Consider the following 18,569-nt stretch of genomic DNA (forward strand, 5'->3'; position numbering starts at 1 on the left):
TCCCGTGACTCCGCCAGACTATGAGTATCTGCGTAAGATCCTGAAGGATCATTCCGGTCTCGACCTGTCTGCAGACAAGCAGTACCTGATCGAAAGCCGCCTGCTTCCGCTGTCACGCAAGTGCGGCCTGCCGGGCATCGCCGAACTCGTGCAGAAGATGAAAGGCGGGTCGTCATCGATCATCGCTCAGGTGGTCGAAGCCATGACCACCAACGAGACTTTCTTCTTTCGCGACAAGGTGCCGTTCGAGCATTTCCGCGACACGATCATGCCGGAGATGTTGAAGGCGCGCGCTGCGCGTAAGAGCATCCGGATATGGTGCGCCGCCGGTTCGACCGGGCAGGAGCCGTATTCGCTTGCCATGACGCTCAAGGAGATGGGCGCGGCCCTCGCCGGATGGCGCGTCGAGATCATCGCGACCGATCTGTCGACCGAAGTGCTCGAGAAGTCGAAGTCGGGCGTCTACAGCCAGTTCGAGGTCCAGCGCGGCCTTCCGATTCAACTGCTTGTCAAATATTTCAAGCAGAACGGCGAATTGTGGCAGATCAACCCGGAACTGCGGGCCATGGTGCAGCACCGGCAGCTGAATCTGCTGCACGATTTCTCCCTGCTCGGCACGTTCGACGTCATCTTCTGCCGGAACGTGCTGATCTATTTCGATCAGGACACCAAGGTCAGCATCTTCGGCCGTCTCGCCAAGGCGATGGAAGGCGACGGGTTCCTGGTGCTCGGTGCGGCTGAAACCGTGGTCGGCCTGACTGACGTCTTCAAGCCGTTCCCGGACAAGCGCGGCCTCTATCGGCCGAGCGGCGCGCGTGCGACGTCAGGAGCGGGCGCGGCGATGCCAAGGATCGCAGCGATGGCAGGACGGTGAGCAATGACGGACGAGAGCAAGGGCGCGGAGCGGGTAACGTTCAGCCGGGGCTATGATGTCTGCCTGATGGCGATCGACGGCACCTGGCGGAGAGACTGCCAGCTCAACGCCATCTCGGACACCGACGCCACGCTGACCGTGGAAGGATCCATTCAAGGCCTCAATCTCAAGGAGTTCTTCCTGCTGCTGTCGTCGACCGGCCTTGCGTATCGCCGCTGCGAACTTGTTCGCGTCAACGGCACCGAGATGGACATTCGCTTCCTCAGAGGCAAGCATGGCAAGAAGAAGTCAGGCGCCTCGTCAAAGGCCGAAGAGGCGATGCATTGAGACCGGCCGCGCCGGCGGTCCAAAAATTCCGGCGCAGCGCAGACCGATTGCCATGGTGGCGGCATCCGCGTCCGGTGGTGCGCCGGCCGCATGCCGGATGCCAGGCGGCGATTGCACCAGGTAGTTAACGACGCGAGAAAGTCCGAAGGAAAATTTGCGGCGGAGGGACATGTGCTCTACAGCGGGTCGGCGCCGGGTCGGCCTTATGCCCCGATGACCGGAAGCGCCGGCCGATCCGTGGCGGATCGATCGCTACCCTCGGCATCCAGCAGGGCGCGCAGAGCAATGCCAAGGTTGACGTCGCAGGCCTGCACCGCCGCGGCCGCTTTCATGTAACGAGGCGACACGTCATCGAGCACGATGACATTGGTGGAACTCTCGGGACCGCCGATGGACATTTCGCCCGCGATCGTCTGTTCGATCAGCCGCAGGCTGCTCTGGACGTGCTCGATCATGCTGACGAGGTCCGAAACCACGGCGCGATCGGCGTCATTCTGGTCGGGCGCCTGTGCGAGGCCGGCCGCTACATGCTGCATGAGTGCACTCCTCAATCACTTTTTTAGGTGTGCGTTGCTACTTGTGCGTTAAGCCGTGGTCCCGTACAAATACGGTTCGGTATGGCGTTGAATACCGTTATCCGAGTGTGCGTCACATCCAACCACGCATGGACGATGGAACATGGCTGAAAAAGCCTCCCGCGGGGAGATTTTCGTAGTCGATGACGACCCTGCCGTTCGCGACACGCTTTCGATGGTCCTATCGGCAGCTGGCTATCAGGTCATCTGTTTCGCCGATGGCGCCGCTTTGCTGGCGATAGCACGAACGCGGACGCCAGCCTGCATCCTGCTCGATGTGCATATTCCCGGTAAGTCCGGTCTCGATATTCTGAGGGAACTTCAAGGCGAGGACTATCCTGCGCCGATCTTCATGATCTCGGGGCAGGGCGACATCGCCATGGCGGTCAGTGCCATCAAGAATGGCGCGCTGGACTTCATCGAAAAGCCGTTCCGCGGCAGCGAAATCGTGGCAAGGCTCGAAGAAGCGATCGAGGCCTATGCCCGCCGGCAGGCGCAAAACGCGCCGTCGCGCATCGCGACCCTGCACTTTCCGGGACGCGAGCCGCTCACGCGGCGCGAACGCGAGGTGCTGGAGCAATTCACCGCCGGGGCTTCCAACAAGGAAGCCGGGCGGCATCTCGGGATCAGCCCGCGCACGATCGAGGATCATCGCGCCAACATCATGAAGAAGCTGGGCGCGCGGAATGCCGCCGACCTGGTTCGAATCGTGATGACCACCCAGCGTCAGGGCCAGATCTGAACGCAGCTGCGCTCCGATCGTCGCCGGATCCGACGCGCGCCTGCGCCGGGCAATGCGCCGTCATCCGGCGAGCGCCTTGCGAATCATGATCGCCATATCCGATTTCCGATACGGCTTGGCCAGCAGCAGGACTCCTTCGTCGAGCCGGCCGTGATGAATGATGGCGTTCTCGGTGTAGCCTGAGGTGAACAGCACCTTCAGCCCCGGCCTGACTTTCGCTATCTCGTCGGCAAGCTGGCGCCCGTTCATGCCCGGCATGATCACGTCGGTGAACAGGAGGTCGAAGGCGTGGCCGGCCTGGACCAGCGCGAGGGCTTCCGTCGCATTCGCCGCATCCAGCGTCACGTAGCCGAGCGAATGCAGTTGCGCCAGCACATAGTCGCGCACCAGCTTGTCGTCCTCCACGACCAGGATCCGCTCGTGGCCGCCCTCGACGGCCGGCGCCGGCGTGGGCTCCGCCGCGGGCAATGCGCCGGTGGCCGGCGGCAGATACATCTTGATCGTGGTGCCGTGGCCTTCCTCGCTGTAGATCATGACGTGTCCGGCCGATTGCTTGATGAAGCCGTACACCATGCTGAGTCCGAGGCCGGTGCCCCTGCCGGGACCCTTCGAGGTGAAGAACGGGTTGAACACCTTGTCGAGGATCGCGGCCGGGATGCCGGTTCCGGTATCGCTCACCGCGATCATCGCGTAGCGGCCCGGCCGGACGTCGCTGTGCATCTTCGCATAATTGTCGTCGAGCACGACAAAGCCGGTTTCGATGATCAGCTTGCCTCCGTCAGGCATCGCGTCGCGGGCATTGAGGGCCAGGTTGAGGATGGCGGTGGCGAGCTGGTTGGGATCGACGATCGCCGGACAGGTCTCCTCGCCAAACACGGATTCGATCTCGACATGCTCACCGAGCGTTCGCTGCAGCAGTTTTGCGGTGTCGATGATCAGCGTGTTGACGTCGGTCACCTTCGGCTCCAGCGGCTGCTTGCGCGCGAAGGCGAGCAAATGCTGGGTAAGGTCAGCGCCGCGCGAGGCCGCCTCGTCGATCATGCGCGTGATGGCGGCGAGTTGCGCCTCGCCCTTGACGGCATCGGCGAGGATCTCGATCGTTCCGGTGATGACAGTCAGGATGTTGTTGAAGTCGTGCGCAATGCCGCCGGTGAGCTGTCCCATCGCCTCCATCTTCTCGGCCTGGCGGATTCTGTCTTCGGCGGCGATCCTGTCGGTGAGATCGCGGACGAAGGCGTTGAACAGGAAGCCGCCGCGCGTCCGTAGCGCGGCGATGCTCAGCTCCGCCGTGATCTCCTTGCCGTCGCGCCGCCTGATCCGGAGTTCGCGGCGGGGTTGGCGCACCACCTCGTTGCCGGACTGCAGGAAGGTTTGCAGGGCCTTTTTCAAGGGCCCTTCGCCGTCCCGCCGGCCCATCAGATCGAACACGTTCCTGCCGAGCGCTTCCTCGCGCGGCCAGCCGAAGATGTTTTCCGCCTGGGCGTTCCAGTCTCGTATCAGGCCCTTCTCGTCGATCTGAACGAACGCGTCGAGCGCGGTGTCGATGATACCGCGCGCGAGCCGTTCGCTTTCACGCAGCGTCTCCTGCGCCAGCCGGCTCTCGGTCATGTCACGGCCGACGAAGAAGAAGCGCTTGACCGGCTCGGACCACGTTCCAAGCCATGACAGCCACACCTCGCGGCCGTCCTTGTGAATGCAGCGCGTATCGGCGATCTTCGGGCGCAGTCCGCGCCGGGCCGCGCGCATTTCCTCGCGCGAGTTCGCAAGATGGCCGGGATGGATGAAGTCCTCCCCGCTGCGGCCGATCATTTCCTCCGGCCGATAGCCCAATATGGTCTCGCAGCTCGGGCTGATCTGAACCAGATAACCGCGGGAATCCATCACCATGATCAGATCCTGCGAAGTCTCGAAGATGCGCCGAAGTTCCTCGGTTTGTTGCCGCAGCACTTGCCTGGTCTTGTTGGCCTCGGTGATGTCCCGCGCGACCTTCGAGATCCCGATGATCGCGCCCGAGGGCGCCTTGATCGGGGAGGTGCTGAGCGAGACCTCGATCCGGCTGCCATCCTTTCGCAGGCGGACGGTCTCGTGTTGCTCGATGTGTTCGCCCCAGCCGATCCGGCGCAGCGTGTCATGCACCTCGGGCAGGCGATCCATCGGAACGATGAGGGTGATGTTCTTGCCGGCCGCTTCCGCGGCCGTGTATCCGTACAGCCGCTCCGCGGCCGAGTTCCAGCCGGTGATCGTGCCGTCGAGCGAGGTCGTGATGATGGCGTCGTTGGAGGATTCGACGGCCGCGCTGAACAGTCGCTCCCGTTCGGCGTGATGGTCACGCGCCGCTTCGGTGCGGCGATGCTCCTGGACCTCCTGCTGAAGCGCCGCGGTCTTTGCGTTGATCTCCTTGATCGCCTGTGCGAAGGCGCGCGCCAGCACGCCGGTTTCGCCGCGTGCACTCACGGGGATGGCGACCTTTCCCTTGCCGGCCACGCCCTGAACCGCCTCGGTCAACTGCACGATCGGCCGCGTCAGCGACCTCGCGATCAGGAGCGCCAGCACAGCCGCGCATAGCACCGCGATCCCCCCGACCAGCAGCGAGGTGTTCCTGATGCTCGCGGCCGGCGCCATGATTACGGCGTTGGGGGCGGTTTCGATCACCCCAACCCATTCGGAGCCGGCCAAAATCGCAGGAGCAAATGCGATCCCGTTGGATCGGCCGTCCTCGCCCGTCACGATATCGGCGCTGCCCTGGTTGGCGCCAGCCAGCGTCGCCAGATGCGGGAAGTCGGCTTTCCAGTCATTGGGCCTGCCGAGCAGCGCGCCGAATTCGCGGGACCGGTCCGGGTGAATGAGATAGTCACCGGCCTGGTTGACGACGTAGATGGTCTCGCCCGGCCATACCGACGAGCGGATGCGGTCGAAGGCGCGCCGCATGTCGACATTGATCATGAAGAGGCCGAACAGCTTGCCATCGCCCGCGAAGATCGGTGTCGCGACGCGTATCGTCGGCCGGTGCACTTCCTCAATCAATCCGTTGAAGCGGCCGAGATCGAGCGGCGAGACGTAGAGCTGCGTGGGCCCGAGCCGCATGGTTTCCTGGAAGTAGCCGCGATCGCCTCGCTTCTGCAGGCCCTGTTCCGGGACGATCCTGACCGTGCCGTTCGGACCATTGCGATCGACGCGAACCAGCTCGCGTCCGCCGTCATCGAGGCCGACAATCCGGAACATCGAATAGGTCGGCTTGGCGTTGAGCTCGGCCGCGAAGCGTGCCGCTATCCGGTCACGCCAGGTCTTTTCGGAGACACCGTCGACCGGATCGGCGCCGCCGGCATTGTGGGCGCGCACCAGTCCGTGCAGGGCCACCGCCGAGCGAAAGCCCGCGACATCTCCTGTCGCGCTGGCGGCATAATATTCGAGATCGGTTGCGATCTGCCGTGAATGGGTCTCGATGCGGTCGCGGGCGCGCTGCAGGAGCGCCTGTTCCAGGCTGCGATAGCTCAGCCATCCGACCGCGGTAACCGCGATCGCGACCAGTGCAATCATCGCGATGGCCAGCCTGGTCGTGAGCGTCATGTCGGTATTCGCTCGCCCTCCGCCTCTGCCCGGCAGGCTGCCGGGGCGAATCGGATGCTAGGGCGCATTACGGGGAGGAAGCAACACCGCCGGCAGGGCGCGCGCCGCGCTGCGCGGCTTCCAGGCAGCCGGTGACGGCGGCCAGGAGGTCGGCAGGCCTGAACGGCTTCTGCAGGCTGGAGACGGCGCCGAGCTTGGTCGCCATGGTGAGGAAGTCGGGACCTGAATCCGCCTCGGCCGAAATCGGTCGGCCGGAAATGACGATGATTGGAAGCTGTGGCTGCTGCTGGCGAACCATCCGCATGGTTTCAAATCCATCCATGCCCGGCATGAAGATGTCGAGGAACAGCAGGTCGAAATCTCCGGTCTGGCATAATGCCAAGCCCTTTCGTCCGTCGCCGGCGGTGACCACACTATGGCCGGCACGCTCCAGCAGCAGGCGGACGGTCATCTGGACCGCCGCATCGTCATCCACGACCAATATTCTCGCCAAAGTAAAAAGTTCTCCGGCTCCGATTGAATCAGGCAACGGCAGGTTGCGAGTGTCGCCGAATCCGCACGTTGCCGCAACTGCTTCACAGCCGCGAACGTTCCGCGCCCGGCCGTTAAAATGCAGGTAAAATATGCTGTATCCGCATGTTGCTAGGCAGACAAAAGCGGGGAGCGAGCGACTGCGGGCGTGATTCCCACCCGTGCTGCGCGGCGGGGATCAGTTGCTGAGATATTCGGGATAGCGCGAGCGGATCCGGACGAGTTCGCTGAGCGTGCCGGACAGATGGGTGCGCAGATGTTTCTGCGCCTCATCGGGCTCGCCGGCATCGATCGCTTTCACGATCAGTCTGTGATGCCGCACGATGTCCTGCGCCTTGCCGGGCGAGGGCAGATGCATCCGGCGCAGCCGGTCGATATGTCCGCTGCGGCTGCGCACCAGCGACCAGATGTCCTGCTTGTCGGCCGCGGTATAGAGCTGGCTGTGGAACTCGTTGTCGGCAGCCATGAACTTCTCGAAGTCGCCGGCCTTCGCATATTGCTGCTGGCGGGCGATCGCGGCGTGAAGTTCGGCGATGAGGGCTTCACCGTGCTGCAGCGCGAGGCCACGCACGATCTCCAGCTCGACCGCCTGGCGCAGGAAATGCGCCTGCTGCGCCAGCCGCACATCGACCCGGCTGACCACCGTGGCGTATTGCGGGAAAACGTCGACGAGGCCTTCCTCCTCGAGCCGCATCAGTGCATCGCGGATCGGCGTCGAGCTGACGCCAAACTGGGCGGCGAGCGCGGCGCGCGACAGCGGCGACCCCGGCGGCAGCTCCAGCGAAATGATCACGCCGCGGAGACGCTCGAATACCTGCGGCGCCGCCTGGCGGTCGCGATCCAGCCGGCTGGCGGATCGCGGGGCAGCGCGGCGCGAGACGATTTGCGGGGGAGCCATTCGGGCGACCGGCCGTTTTCGGAAAGGGCTTGCTTCAGATGCACTAATACATTAGTGCATCTCCGCGAAGGCGTCAACGCGGCGCCGGGAGGAGATACACAATGAAAAACGGAATGTGGCGCGCCTGCGCGGGCGCCGTTGCGATGTTGCTGCTGTCGGGCGCCGGGGCCTCGGCCCAGCAGAAATCGGAAGTCACGCTGTCGCGGCAGCCGGGCATTTTCTACATGCCCTCCCACATCATGGAAAAGAACAAGCTGATCGAGAAGCATGCGGCTTCTCTCGGCGTCCCCGGCGTCACCACCAAATGGGTCAATTTGAGCGGCGGCGGCGCGCAGACCGATGCGCTGCTCGCCGGCAGCGTCGACATCCTCAACACCGGGACCGGCAATCTCCTCTTGCTGTGGGATCGTACCCGCGGCGGCGTCAAGGGCATCGTCGCTACCTCGGCGCAGCCGATGACGTTGATCAGCCGCGATCCGAATATCAAGTCGATCAAGGATTTTGGCCCGAACGACAAGGTCGCGGTGCCGACCGTGAAGGTCTCGACCCAGGCCATCGTGCTGCAGATCGCGGCCAGCGAGGCGTTCGGCGCCGACCAGTGGTCGAAGCTCGATGCCAACACCGTGCAGCTCGGCCATCCCGACGCCTATGTCGCGATGACCAATGCCCAGCACGAGGTGCGCAATCACTTTTCAATTCCGCCGTTCACGTTCCTCGAAATGAAGAACGTGCCCGGCGCGCATGTGGTGCTGTTCTCGCCCGACGTGATGGGCGGGCCGCTCAGCCAGGCGCAGTTCTTCACCACGACCAAGTTCGCCGACGCCAATCCGAAGATCGTGCAGGCGGTGCGCGATGCCACCAAGGAAGCGCATGACTTGATCCGCAGCGACACCAAGGCTGCAGTCGAGATCTACAAGGAAGTCACCGGCGACAAGACCAGCGTCGAGGATCTTCTGGCGTGGCTCAAGGAGCCCGGCATGATGGAATGGAACCTGCAGCCGCAGGGCACCATGAAGTTCGCCGCGCATCTGCACAAGGTCGGTACGCTGAAGACCATGCCGAAGGCGTTCACGGACTACTATCTGCCAGTCGCCCACGACCTGAAGGGCAATTGATCCACATGACCGCGCTTCTCGATGTCAGTGACGTAACACTGCGCTACAAGACCTCGAGCGCGGTAGTGACCGCGACCGAACGGGTCAGCTTCTCGGTCGATCGTTCCGATCGCTTCGTGCTGCTCGGCCCCTCCGGTTGCGGCAAGTCGACGCTGCTGAAAGCCGTCGGCGGCTACATGAAGCCGAGTGAAGGCAAGATGCGGATTTCGGGCCGGGAAATCTCGGAGCCAGGTGCCGACCGGATGATGATCTTCCAGGAGTTCGACCAGCTTCTGCCGTGGAAGACGGTGCTGGAGAACGTGATGTTTCCGCTTCTGATGACGCGAAAACTGCCGCGCAAGGACGCCGAGGCGCGGGCACGGGCCTATATCGAGAAGGTCAGCCTCACCCGCGTCGTCGACGCCTATCCGCATACGCTCTCCGGCGGCATGAAGCAGCGCGTTGCAATCGCGCGCGGCATGGCGATGGAGCCGGACATTCTGTTGATGGACGAGCCGTTCGCGGCGCTCGATGCGCTGACCCGGCGCACCTGCCAGGATGAATTGCTGCAGCTCTGGTCGGAAACGAAGTTCACGGTGCTGTTCGTCACCCATTCGATCGCCGAAGCGATCAAGATCGGCAACCGCATCCTGCTACTGTCGCCGCATCCGGGCCGGGTCAAGGCCGAGGTGATCGATGTCGACAAGGTCTCCGGCGAGGACGGCAGCGCGGCGCGGCTGGAAAAGCAGATCCACGATTTGCTGTTCGCCGACGCCATCACGGCACACTAGAGGGAGTGCGCGATGGGTGAAGCGAGAATTCTGTTGCGCGATGCTGCCGACCTGAAGGCGGCGGTGCCGGCCGAGGTCGAACGCAAGCTGACCGTGCTGGAGCTGTTGTGGAACGACGGCTTTGTCCGCAAGGCCGTGATCATCATCTTTCTCGCGGCCGCCTGGGAAATCTACGGCACCGTGCTCGACAATCCGCTGCTGTTTCCGACCTTCCACGACACGATTCTGACGATGTTCGACAAGGTGCGCGACGGCACGATTCCGTTGCGCGCCTGGGCGTCGCTAAAAGTGTTGTTCATGGGCTATGCCGCCGGCATCGCGCTGGCGGCCATCTTCACCATCCTGGCGATCTCGACCCGGATCGGCACCGATTTTCTCGAAACCATCACCGCGATGTTCAATCCGCTGCCGGCGATTGCGCTGCTGCCGCTGGCGCTGATCTGGTTCGGCCTCGGCAATGGCAGCTTGGTGTTCGTGCTGATCCATTCGGTGCTGTGGCCGGTCGCGCTCAGCACTCATTCCGGCTTCAAGAGCGTGTCGAACACGCTGCGCATGGTCGGCCGCAATTACGGCCTGCGCGGTCTGCCTTACGTGTTCCGCATCCTGATCCCCGCTGCCTTTGCCTCGATCCTCACGGGATTGAAGATCGGTTGGGCGTTCGCCTGGCGCACGCTGATCGCGGCCGAGCTCGTGTTCGGCGTCTCGTCGGGGCAGGGCGGTCTCGGCTGGTTCATCTTCGAGAACCGCAACCTCCTCGACATTCCCGCCGTGTTCGCCGGCCTGTTGACCGTGATCGTGATTGGCCTGATCGTGGAAAATCTGATCTTCCGCACGATCGAGCGCAACACCGTCCAGAAATGGGGCACACAGTCATGACAGCCAAGAAGAACCCCACTGAGCTCCGCAGCGCGCGCTGGTTCGCGCCCGACGACCTCCGCGCCTTCGGCCACCGCTCGCGTGCGATGCAGATGGGCTATGCGCCGGAGGAGTGGAAGGGCCGGCCCGTCATTGCGATCCTCAACACTTGGTCGGATGCGCAGCCGTGTCACATGCACTTCAAGAGCCGCGTCGATGACGTCAAGCGCGGCATCCTGATGGCGGGCGGCTTTCCGATGGAACTGCCGGCACTGTCGCTGTCGGAATCGTTTTTGAAGCCGACCACCATGCTCTATCGCAACATGCTGGCAATGGACGCCGAGGAATTGCTGCGCGGCCATCCCGTTGACGGCGTCGTGCTGATGGGCGGCTGCGACAAGACCACGCCGGGCCTTTTGCTGGGCGCCACCAGCATGAACCTGCCGACGATCTATCTGCCGGCCGGCCCGATGCTGCGCGGCAACTGGAAGGGCAAGACGCTGGGCTCCGGCTCGGATGCCTGGAAGTTCTGGGACGAGCGGCGCGCCGGGAAAATCTCCGACAAGGACTGGGTCGATGTCGAGGCCGGCATCGCGCGCAGCTACGGCACCTGCATGACCATGGGCACCGCCTCCACCATGACGGCGATCGCGGAATCGATCGGCATGACGCTGCCGGGCGCGTCTTCGATTCCCGCTGCAGACGCCGGCCATATCCGCATGGCCTCGGAATGCGGCCGCCGCATCGTCGAGATGGTGTGGGAGGATTTGACGCCGGAGAAGATCCAGACCCGGAAAGCGTTCGAGAATGCGATCACGGTTGCGATGGCGATGGGCTGCTCGACCAATGCGATCATCCATCTGATCGCGCAGGCCCGCCGCGCGGGGCAGGACATCGGGCTCGACGATTTCGAGAAGGCGAGCCGCAAGGTTCCCGTGATCGCCAATGTGCGGCCGAGCGGCGACAAATATCTGATGGAGGATTTCTTTTATGCCGGCGGCCTGCCCGGCCTGATGAGCCGGATCAGGGAGCATCTGCATCTCGACGCCATGACCGTCACGGGCCAGACGCTCGGCTACAACATCGCCCGGGCGGAGGTCTATAATGACGACGTCATCCGCACCGTCGAAAATCCCATCTACAAGGAGGGCGCGCTCGCCGTGCTCAAGGGCAATCTCGCGCCCGACGGCTGCGTGATCAAGCCAAGCGCCTGCGAGCCGCGCTTCCTCAAGCACACCGGCCCGGCGCTGGTGTTCGACGATTACCCCTCGATGAAGAAAGCGATCGACGATCCCAATCTCGACGTCACCGCCGATCACGTGCTGATCCTGCGTAATGCCGGCCCGCAGGGCGGGCCAGGCATGCCGGAATGGGGCATGCTGCCGATCCCGACCAAGCTCGTGAAACAGGGCGTGCGCGACATGGTGCGGCTGTCGGACGCGCGCATGAGCGGCACCAGCTACGGCGCCTGCATCCTGCACGTCTCGCCGGAATCCTATATCGGCGGCCCGCTGGCGCTGGTGCGCACCGGCGACGAGATCACGCTCGACGTCAATGCCCGCACGATCAACCTCGATGTATCGGAAGCGGAACTGGCCAAGCGCCGCGCCGAATGGAAAGCGCCGGAGCCTCGTTATGAGCGCGGCTATGGCTGGATGTTCACCCGCCACATCAAGCAGGCCAATGAAGGCTGCGATTTCGATTTTCTGGAGACCGGGTTTGGAGCACCGGTGAGCGAGCCGCCGATTTACTAGCCACCGTCGTTCCGGGATGGTGAGAAGCACCAGACCCGGAACCTCGAGATTCCGGGTTCGGTCGCTGTCGCGACCGCCCGGAATGACTGTCAAACAAAAAGCATCACAGGGGGAGAACCACCATGACCATCACTCGACGCAATTTGCTCACAGGCGCCGGCGCGGCTGCCGCCTCGACGCTGCTCACACGCACCGCCGGCGCGCAATCGTTCCCGTTCACGCCGAACCAGCGCTATCCCGATCCGGCCGTGCAGATCCTCGATCCGAGCTTTGCCAAGTACCGGCTTTATTCCTCGACGGTGGAGCAAGTCGCGACCGGCATGCGCTGGGCCGAAGGGCCGGCGTACTTCCCGGAAGGAGGCTATCTCCTGTTCTCCGATATTCCCAACAACCGCATTATGAAGTTCGACGAGAAGACCGGCCAGACCTCCGTCTTCCGCGCCAACGCCAATTACGCCAACGGCAATGCGCGCGACCGCCAAGGCCGCCTCGTCACCTGCGAGCATTCGGTCACCCGCCGCATCACCCGCACCGAGAAGGACGGCAAGATCACGGTCTTGGCCGACAAGTTCGAGGGCAAGCGGCTGAATGCGCCGAACGACATCGTGGTCAAATCCGACGACACCATCTGGTTCACCGATCCGTTGTTCGGCATCAATGGCGAGTGGGAAGGCAAGAAGGAGAAGCCCGAGCAGGCCACCACCAACGTCTACCGCCTGACCAAGGACGGCAAGCTCACCGCCGTGATTACCGACCTCGTCAATCCCAACGGGCTCGCGTTCTCGCCGGACGAGAAAAAACTCTATGTCGTGGAGTGGAAGGGTACGCCGAACCGCAGCATTTGGAGCTTTGACGTCAACGACGACGGCACGGTGGCTGGCAAGACCAAGCTGATCGACGCCGCGGATCAGGGCGCGCTCGACGGCTTCCGCGTCGACCGCGACGGCAATCTGTGGTGCGGCTGGGGCTCCAACGGCGCGCTGCAGTCCGAGCCGACGGATGTCGGTGGCCGCAAAGTATTCCAGCTCAAGGGCAAGTCCGAGGATCTCGACGGCGTCATGGTGTTCAGCCCGGCCGGCAAACCGCTCGCGCACATCCGTCTGCCCGAGCGCTGCGCCAACCTCACCTTCGGCGGCCCGAAAAACAACCGCCTCTACATGACGAGCTGCCACTCGGTCTACGCGCTCTATGTGGAAGCGCACGGGGCGGTTTAAGCCATCTGTCGTTCCGGGATGGTCCGAAGGACCAGACCCGGAACCTCGAGATTCTCAGGTGCGCAATTGCGCACCATAGTTCGATGCTGACGCATCGCCCCGGAATGACGAACAACTGGGATGCATGAAATGACAAACCTAAGCGACGCCACCCGCAACAAGCTAAAAACCGTCTCAACCGCCACCGTCGCCACCGCGCTGTTCAAGCGCGGCTTTCGCATCCAGATGATCCAGGATGTGCACCCGATCGGCCCTAACCAGCCGGTGCTGGTCGGCGAGGCCTTCACGCTGCGCTACATGCCGGCGCGCGAGGACCTCAACAAGATCGACGTGTTCCGCGATCGTGGCCATCCGCAGCGCAAGGCGGTGGAGGATTGCCCGCCCGGTGCGGTGCTGGTGATGGACAGCCGCAAGGACGCGCGCGCGGCGTCCGCCGGCGCCATTTTGGTGACGCGGCTGATGCAGCGCGGCTGCGCCGGCGTGATCACCGATGGCGGTTTTCGCGATTCCGCCGAGATCGCCGCGCTCGGTTTCCCCGCCTATCACCACCGCCCGAGCGCGCCGACCAATTTGACGCTGCACCAGGCGATCGAGATCAACGTGCCGATCGGCTGCGGCGACGCGCCGGTGTTCCCCGGCGACGTCATCCTCGGCGATGCCGACGGCGTCATCGTGATCCCCGCGCACCTCGCCGATGAGATTGCCGATGAGGCGGTCGAGATGACGGCGTTCGAGGATTTTGTTACCGAGGAGGTGCGCAAGGGCCGCTCAATCCTCGGCCTCTATCCCGCAACCGACGAGCAGACCTCGAAGGATTTTGCGGCTTGGCGCAAGGCCAACAAGCGATAGTATGCCGCTGGCTGGCACAGAACGCGTTCTCCTCTAACTGCGAGTCCACATCATGCTGATGTTCAACAATCTGATCAACGGCGAATGGCTGTCCGATGGCGCCCGCGCGCCCAACATCAATCCTTCCGACACCAAGGACATCGTCGGCGAAGCCGTGCGCGGCACGCGTGCGCAAGCCGAGGCTGCGATTGCCGCTGCCAAAGCGGCGTTTCCGGCATGGTCGCGATCGACGCCGCAAGCGCGCTACGACATCCTGAAAAAGGCGTCGGACGAAATCCTGGCCCGCAAGGACGAATTGGGCCGGCTGCTATCGCGCGAGGAAGGCAAGACGCTCCCGGAAGGCGTCGGCGAAGTCGCGCGCGCCGGCCAGATATTTGCGTTCTTTGCCGGCGAATGCCTGCGGATGGCCGGTGAGAAACTGGCTTCCGTGCGCCCCGGCATCGACATCGAGATTACACGCGAAGCACTGGGCGTTGTCGGCTTGATCACGCCGTGGAATTTTCCGATCGCGATTCCGGCCTGGAAGATCGCCCCGGCTTTGGCCTATGGCAATACCGTGGTGGTCAAGCCCGCCGATCTTGTTCCGGGCTCGACTTGGGCGCTGGTCGATATCCTGCATCGCGCCGGCTTGCCGAAGGGCGTGCTCAACCTCGTGATCGGGCGCGGCTCGGAAGTCGGCGCGGTCCTGCTTGAGCATCCCGATGTTGCCGCGATCAGCTTCACCGGCTCGGTGGCCACCGGCCAGAAGGTGGCCGCGGCCTGCATCGCCTCGCGGCCAATGAAGAAGTTCCAGCTCGAAATGGGCGGCAAGAACCCGCTAGTCGTGCTCGACGACGCGGATCTGAAGGTCGCCGTGGAATGCGCCGCTAATAGCGCGTTCTTTTCCACCGGCCAGCGCTGCACCGCCGCGTCGCGGCTGATCGTCACCGCCGGCATTCACGACAAATTCGTCGAGGCGCTGACCGAGCGGATGCGCGGCCTGAAGGTCGATGACGCGGTGAAGGCCGGTACCGATATCGGCCCCGTCGTCGATCAGAGCCAGCTCGATCAGGATCTCAAATATATCAGCATCGGCAAGGACGAAGGCGCCAAGCTCGCCTTCGGTGGCGAGCGCCTCAACCGCGAGGCGCCCGGCTTCTACCTGCAGCCGGCATTGTTCACCGATGTGAGCAACAAGATGCGGATCGCGCGCGAGGAGATCTTTGGGCCGGTGGCCGCGGTCATCCGGGTCAAGGATTATGCCGAAGCGCTGGCAACCGCGAACGACACCGATTTCGGCCTGTCATCCGGCATCTGCACCACCAGCCTGAAATACGCCAGCGACTACAAGCGCAATTCCGAAGCCGGCATGGTGATGGTCAATCTGCCGATCGCCGGCGTCGATTATCATGTGCCGTTCGGTGGCCGAAAAGGCTCCAGCTTCGGCGCCCGCGAGCAGGGCCGCTATGCCGCCGAGTTCTATACGGCGGTCAAGACGGCCTACACGCTGCCGTGAGGGCCTTTGCTCTCACCCGGCGCATAGCGCCGGGTGAGAGGATGATTCTGGTATCGTCGCGGTCAGGAAGCGCGCAGAGCAAGATTGTACGGGAAGCGCTCCATCTCCGGCACGAACCGCTGTTGCCGAAATCCCGCTTTTAATAATACCCGCTGCGATGCGATGTTATCGGGATGGCGAAGGCGCACAGCACCGGCCAATGCGTCTGCCTTCTTGCGATAACAACGCAGTGCAGCACTAATTCGGTCGCATAACCTTTGCCCCACGCTTGCGGAGCAAGGAAGTACCCAACTTCGGGACCCCAGCCTGGATCGAAGGGATCCTCATAGAGGCCGCCAAAGCCGATCGTCGAATTCGTTTCCTGCTCGATGACGACCCAGGGCGCGCAGCCGAGGCGTCGCCGCTGCCGTTCATGTGCGGCGAGATAGCGCCGGCAGTCGCGCAGCGATTTCTGCCGCGTGGTGTATCGCATCGCTGTCGCATCGCCCAGGATTTCGAACAGCGGCTCCGCATCCGCCAGACGTGGCGGCCGGAGCAGCAGGCGTTCGGTTTCCAGCAGCATGGGAGGAGACTAGCTCCTCCAGATCGTGATTTGAAATCCGATGTTTGGCTCGCCTCGATGCTCGGCAAAGGAAAAACGAGCGGTGAGTCGCGATCACCTCTCTATCGTCGTCCCGGGCAAGCGAAGCGCGACCCGGGACCCATGACCACAGCTCGACGTTGTTACGACGATCGTCGACCACCGAGCGCTACAGATAGATTCCGCGGTATGGGTCCCTGCGTTCGCAGGGACGACGGCGGTTTGCGTGGCTACACCACACCCTTCTCCGCCAACCCCACCGCCCATAGCGCGAACGCATAGACGATCGCGACCTCGTCGAGCCGGTTGAATCGCCCGGACGCGCCGCCGTGGCCGGCGCCCATGTTGGTGCGCAGAAGCACCGGGCCGCCGCCGCTCATCGTGGCGCGCAGGCGCGCGATCCATTTCGCCGGCTCCCAATAGGTGACGCGCGGATCGGTCAGGCCGCCCATCGCCAGGATCGCCGGATAGTCTTTTGCCGCGAGATTGTCGTAGGGCGAGTAGGACAAAATGGTGCGAAAATCCTTTTCGCTTTCGATCGGGTTGCCCCATTCCGGCCATTCCGGCGGTGTCAGCGGCAGCGTGTCGTCGAGCATGGTGTTGAGCACGTCGACGAACGGAACTTCGGCGACGATGCCGGCGAACAACTCTCCGGCACGGTTGGCCACTGCCCCCATCAGCATGCCGCCGGCGCTGCCGCCATGGCCGACGATGCGCTTTGCATTGGTGTATTTGGCTTCGATCAGCGCCCGCCCGGCGGCGGCGAAATCGTCGAACGTATTCGTCTTCTTCTCGCGCTTGCCGTCGAGATACCAGCCCCAGCCCTTGTCGGCGCCGCCGCGGATATGCGCGATGGCGTAGACAAAACCGCGGTCGACCAGCGACAGGCGGTTAGAGGCAAACGAGGCCGGCATCGCCATGCCGTAGGAGCCGTAGCCGTAAAGCAACAACGGCGCCTTGCCGTCGCGCACCAGGTCCTTGCGGTGCAGGATCGAGACCGGCACCTGCGCGCCGTCATGCGACGTCGCCATGATGCGCGTGGTGACGTAGTCGGCGGGGTTGTGGCCCGACGGAATCTCCTGCCGCTTGCGCAGGATGCGCGCCCGCGTCGCCATGTCGTAGTCATAGACTTCCGCCGGCGTCGTCATCGACGAATAGGAGAATCGCAGATTCGTCGTCTCGAACTCGTAGCCGCCCATGGTGTCGAGCGAATACGCCGCCTCGTCGAAGGCGATGGCGTGCTCTTCGCCCGTCTTGAGGTCGCGGATGATGATCGCCGGCAGCGCGTTGGCGCGTTCCAGCCGCACCATGTGGCCGGCATAGAGCTCGACATCGAGCACATAGACACCTTCGCGATAGGGAATGAGATCGCGCCAGTTCGCGCGCTCGGGCGCGGCGAGCGGCGCGGTGACGATCTTGAAGTCGATGGCGCCGTCGGCATTGGTGAGAATGAACAGTTCATCGCCGCGGTCGGCGATCGAATATTGCACGCCTTCCTGGCGCGCGGCGACCAGGCGCGGCGGCGCGTCAGGATTGGCAAGATCGATCAGCCGCTGCTCGGATGTTTCGTGGTCGCCGCCGGCGATCACGCAGAAGCGGCCGGACGAACTCTCATGCAGATGGGTGAACCAGCCGGAGTCCTGCTCCTCATAGACCAGCGTATCATCGGCCTGCTTGGTGCCGAGTTTGTGACGCCAGACCTGCATCGGGCGATGGTTGTCGTCGAGCTTGACGTAGAAGAAGCTTTGACAATCCTTGCTCCAGACGATGCCGCCGTCTGTCTCCTCGACGAGATCGGCACGGTCGACGCCGGTTACCCAGTCGCGCACGCGGATCGAAAAGTATTCCGAACCCTTGGTGTCGGCGGTCCACGCCTGCAGCTGGTGGTCGGGTGAATGCCGGGCGCTGCCGAACTTGAAATATTCGTGGTTGGCGGCGAGCGCGTCGCCATCGAGCACGATGTGTACGTCGCCCCCGTCGCGCGGCGTGCGGCCGAACAGCTCATGCTGGCCGCCCTCGCGGAATTTCCGCAAATAGGCAAACGGGCCGTCCGGCGCCGGCACGCTGGAATCGTCTTCCTTGATCCGGCCGCGCATTTCCGCGACCAGCTTTTTCTGCAGAGACACGGTGTGGCCGAGCAGGCCCTCGGTGTAGTCGTTCTCCGCTTCCAGATATTTTCGGATGTCCGGGTCGAGGATCGAGGGGTCGCGCAAGACCTCCTGCCATTTGGCGTCCTTCAGCCAGGCATAGTCGTCCGTCACCGTGATGCCGTGGTGGGTGAAGGTATTCGGGCGCTTCGGCGCTGATGGTGCGGGGTTCTTGATAGATTGGGTCACGCGGTCCTCGAGGCTCATGGTGGTGACTTATATCGGGGTGAACGCGGCGGATTACCAGAGCGTAGGAGCCGTAGGGTGGGCAAAGCG

16 protein-coding genes are annotated in these 18,569 nt (G+C 63.5%); 10 read left to right on the plus strand and 6 right to left on the minus strand.

Going from position 1 to position 18,569, the window contains the following annotated elements:
* Positions 1–4: 4 nt before the first annotated feature.
* Positions 5–874, plus strand: a complete 870-nt coding sequence (locus tag QA643_RS02250; RefSeq protein WP_283031591.1) for a protein-glutamate O-methyltransferase CheR — start codon at positions 5–7, stop codon at positions 872–874.
* A gap of 3 nt (positions 875–877) precedes the next feature.
* A complete protein-coding gene (locus tag QA643_RS02255; protein ID WP_283031592.1) occupies positions 878–1,201 on the plus strand; it encodes a PilZ domain-containing protein in 324 nt (107 codons plus the stop codon).
* Between the two features lie 203 nt (positions 1,202–1,404).
* On the opposite strand, the gene QA643_RS02260 is transcribed toward QA643_RS02255, so the two are convergent.
* Positions 1,405–1,737, minus strand: coding sequence for a hypothetical protein (locus QA643_RS02260; RefSeq protein ID WP_283031593.1), 333 nt, complete (start codon positions 1,735–1,737; stop codon positions 1,405–1,407).
* Between the two features lie 142 nt (positions 1,738–1,879).
* Between QA643_RS02260 and QA643_RS02265 the strand changes: the two genes are divergently transcribed.
* On the plus strand, positions 1,880–2,518 hold the full coding sequence (locus QA643_RS02265; RefSeq protein ID WP_283031594.1) for a response regulator: 639 nt from the start codon (positions 1,880–1,882) through the stop codon (positions 2,516–2,518).
* Positions 2,519–2,578: 60 nt separating this feature from the next.
* Here the strand turns inward: QA643_RS02265 and QA643_RS02270 are convergent, their stop codons facing one another.
* The 3 genes from QA643_RS02270 to QA643_RS02280 form a co-directional block, all read right to left on the minus strand.
* Positions 2,579–6,085: a PAS domain S-box protein gene (locus QA643_RS02270; RefSeq protein WP_283031595.1), complete on the minus strand. Its 3,507-nt coding sequence runs from the start codon at positions 6,083–6,085 to the stop codon at positions 2,579–2,581.
* 67 nt (positions 6,086–6,152) lie between these two features.
* Positions 6,153–6,578: a response regulator gene (locus QA643_RS02275; protein ID WP_283031596.1), complete on the minus strand. Its 426-nt coding sequence runs from the start codon at positions 6,576–6,578 to the stop codon at positions 6,153–6,155.
* Between the two features lie 216 nt (positions 6,579–6,794).
* Positions 6,795–7,514 carry a GntR family transcriptional regulator gene (locus tag QA643_RS02280; RefSeq protein ID WP_283031597.1) on the minus strand — a complete coding sequence of 240 codons (720 nt, stop codon included), beginning with the start codon at positions 7,512–7,514 and terminating at the stop codon, positions 6,795–6,797.
* A 113-nt stretch (positions 7,515–7,627) separates the two neighbouring features.
* On the opposite strand from QA643_RS02280, the gene QA643_RS02285 reads away from it, so the two are divergent.
* The 7 genes from QA643_RS02285 to QA643_RS02315 all read left to right on the plus strand — a co-directional run bounded on the left by QA643_RS02285 (position 7,628) and on the right by QA643_RS02315 (position 15,566).
* Entirely contained in the window at positions 7,628–8,629 is a 1,002-nt protein-coding gene (locus QA643_RS02285; RefSeq protein ID WP_283035087.1) for an ABC transporter substrate-binding protein, read from the plus strand.
* A gap of 5 nt (positions 8,630–8,634) precedes the next feature.
* Positions 8,635–9,399 carry an ABC transporter ATP-binding protein gene (locus tag QA643_RS02290; protein ID WP_283031598.1) on the plus strand — a complete coding sequence of 255 codons (765 nt, stop codon included), beginning with the start codon at positions 8,635–8,637 and terminating at the stop codon, positions 9,397–9,399.
* A 12-nt stretch (positions 9,400–9,411) separates the two neighbouring features.
* Positions 9,412–10,275, plus strand: coding sequence for an ABC transporter permease (locus QA643_RS02295; protein WP_283031599.1), 864 nt, complete (start codon positions 9,412–9,414; stop codon positions 10,273–10,275).
* A complete protein-coding gene (araD, locus tag QA643_RS02300; protein ID WP_283031600.1) occupies positions 10,272–12,008 on the plus strand; it encodes an L-arabinonate dehydratase in 1,737 nt (578 codons plus the stop codon). The genes QA643_RS02295 and araD overlap by 4 nt, the downstream gene beginning before the upstream one ends.
* A gap of 122 nt (positions 12,009–12,130) precedes the next feature.
* The gene (locus QA643_RS02305; protein WP_283031601.1) at positions 12,131–13,222 is read left to right on the plus strand and encodes an SMP-30/gluconolactonase/LRE family protein; all 1,092 of its coding nucleotides are present in this window, start codon (positions 12,131–12,133) and stop codon (positions 13,220–13,222) included.
* A gap of 129 nt (positions 13,223–13,351) precedes the next feature.
* A complete protein-coding gene (locus QA643_RS02310; protein WP_283031602.1) occupies positions 13,352–14,071 on the plus strand; it encodes a ribonuclease activity regulator RraA in 720 nt (239 codons plus the stop codon).
* A 52-nt stretch (positions 14,072–14,123) separates the two neighbouring features.
* Positions 14,124–15,566 (plus strand): aldehyde dehydrogenase family protein, encoded by a 1,443-nt coding sequence (locus QA643_RS02315; RefSeq protein WP_283031603.1) that lies wholly within the window; start codon positions 14,124–14,126, stop codon positions 15,564–15,566.
* A 139-nt stretch (positions 15,567–15,705) separates the two neighbouring features.
* On the opposite strand, the gene QA643_RS02320 is transcribed toward QA643_RS02315, so the two are convergent.
* Positions 15,706–16,128, minus strand: coding sequence for a GNAT family N-acetyltransferase (locus QA643_RS02320; protein WP_283031604.1), 423 nt, complete (start codon positions 16,126–16,128; stop codon positions 15,706–15,708).
* 248 nt (positions 16,129–16,376) lie between these two features.
* The gene (locus QA643_RS02325) at positions 16,377–18,482 is read right to left on the minus strand and encodes a S9 family peptidase (RefSeq protein ID WP_283031605.1); all 2,106 of its coding nucleotides are present in this window, start codon (positions 18,480–18,482) and stop codon (positions 16,377–16,379) included.
* Between the last annotated feature and the right edge of the window lie 87 nt (positions 18,483–18,569).

The organism is Bradyrhizobium sp. CB3481 (assembly GCF_029714305.1).
Lineage (GTDB): Bacteria > Pseudomonadota > Alphaproteobacteria > Rhizobiales > Xanthobacteraceae > Bradyrhizobium.

Excerpts from the sequence above, each read along its gene's own strand:
- QA643_RS02255 (WP_283031592.1), top strand. The coding sequence starts at position 878 with ATGACGGACGAGAGCAAGGGCGCGGAGCGGGTAACGTTCAGCCGGGGC.
- QA643_RS02260 (WP_283031593.1), bottom strand. The coding sequence starts at position 1,737 with ATGCAGCATGTAGCGGCCGGCCTCGCACAGGCGCCCGACCAGAATGAC.
- QA643_RS02265 (WP_283031594.1), top strand. The coding sequence starts at position 1,880 with ATGGCTGAAAAAGCCTCCCGCGGGGAGATTTTCGTAGTCGATGACGAC.
- QA643_RS02270 (WP_283031595.1), bottom strand. The coding sequence starts at position 6,085 with ATGACGCTCACGACCAGGCTGGCCATCGCGATGATTGCACTGGTCGCG.
- QA643_RS02280 (WP_283031597.1), bottom strand. The coding sequence starts at position 7,514 with ATGGCTCCCCCGCAAATCGTCTCGCGCCGCGCTGCCCCGCGATCCGCC.
- QA643_RS02285 (WP_283035087.1), top strand. The coding sequence starts at position 7,628 with ATGTGGCGCGCCTGCGCGGGCGCCGTTGCGATGTTGCTGCTGTCGGGC.
- QA643_RS02290 (WP_283031598.1), top strand. The coding sequence starts at position 8,635 with ATGACCGCGCTTCTCGATGTCAGTGACGTAACACTGCGCTACAAGACC.
- QA643_RS02295 (WP_283031599.1), top strand. The coding sequence starts at position 9,412 with ATGGGTGAAGCGAGAATTCTGTTGCGCGATGCTGCCGACCTGAAGGCG.
- araD (WP_283031600.1), top strand. The coding sequence starts at position 10,272 with ATGACAGCCAAGAAGAACCCCACTGAGCTCCGCAGCGCGCGCTGGTTC.
- QA643_RS02305 (WP_283031601.1), top strand. The coding sequence starts at position 12,131 with ATGACCATCACTCGACGCAATTTGCTCACAGGCGCCGGCGCGGCTGCC.
- QA643_RS02310 (WP_283031602.1), top strand. The coding sequence starts at position 13,352 with ATGACAAACCTAAGCGACGCCACCCGCAACAAGCTAAAAACCGTCTCA.
- QA643_RS02315 (WP_283031603.1), top strand. The coding sequence starts at position 14,124 with ATGCTGATGTTCAACAATCTGATCAACGGCGAATGGCTGTCCGATGGC.
- QA643_RS02320 (WP_283031604.1), bottom strand. The coding sequence starts at position 16,128 with ATGCTGCTGGAAACCGAACGCCTGCTGCTCCGGCCGCCACGTCTGGCG.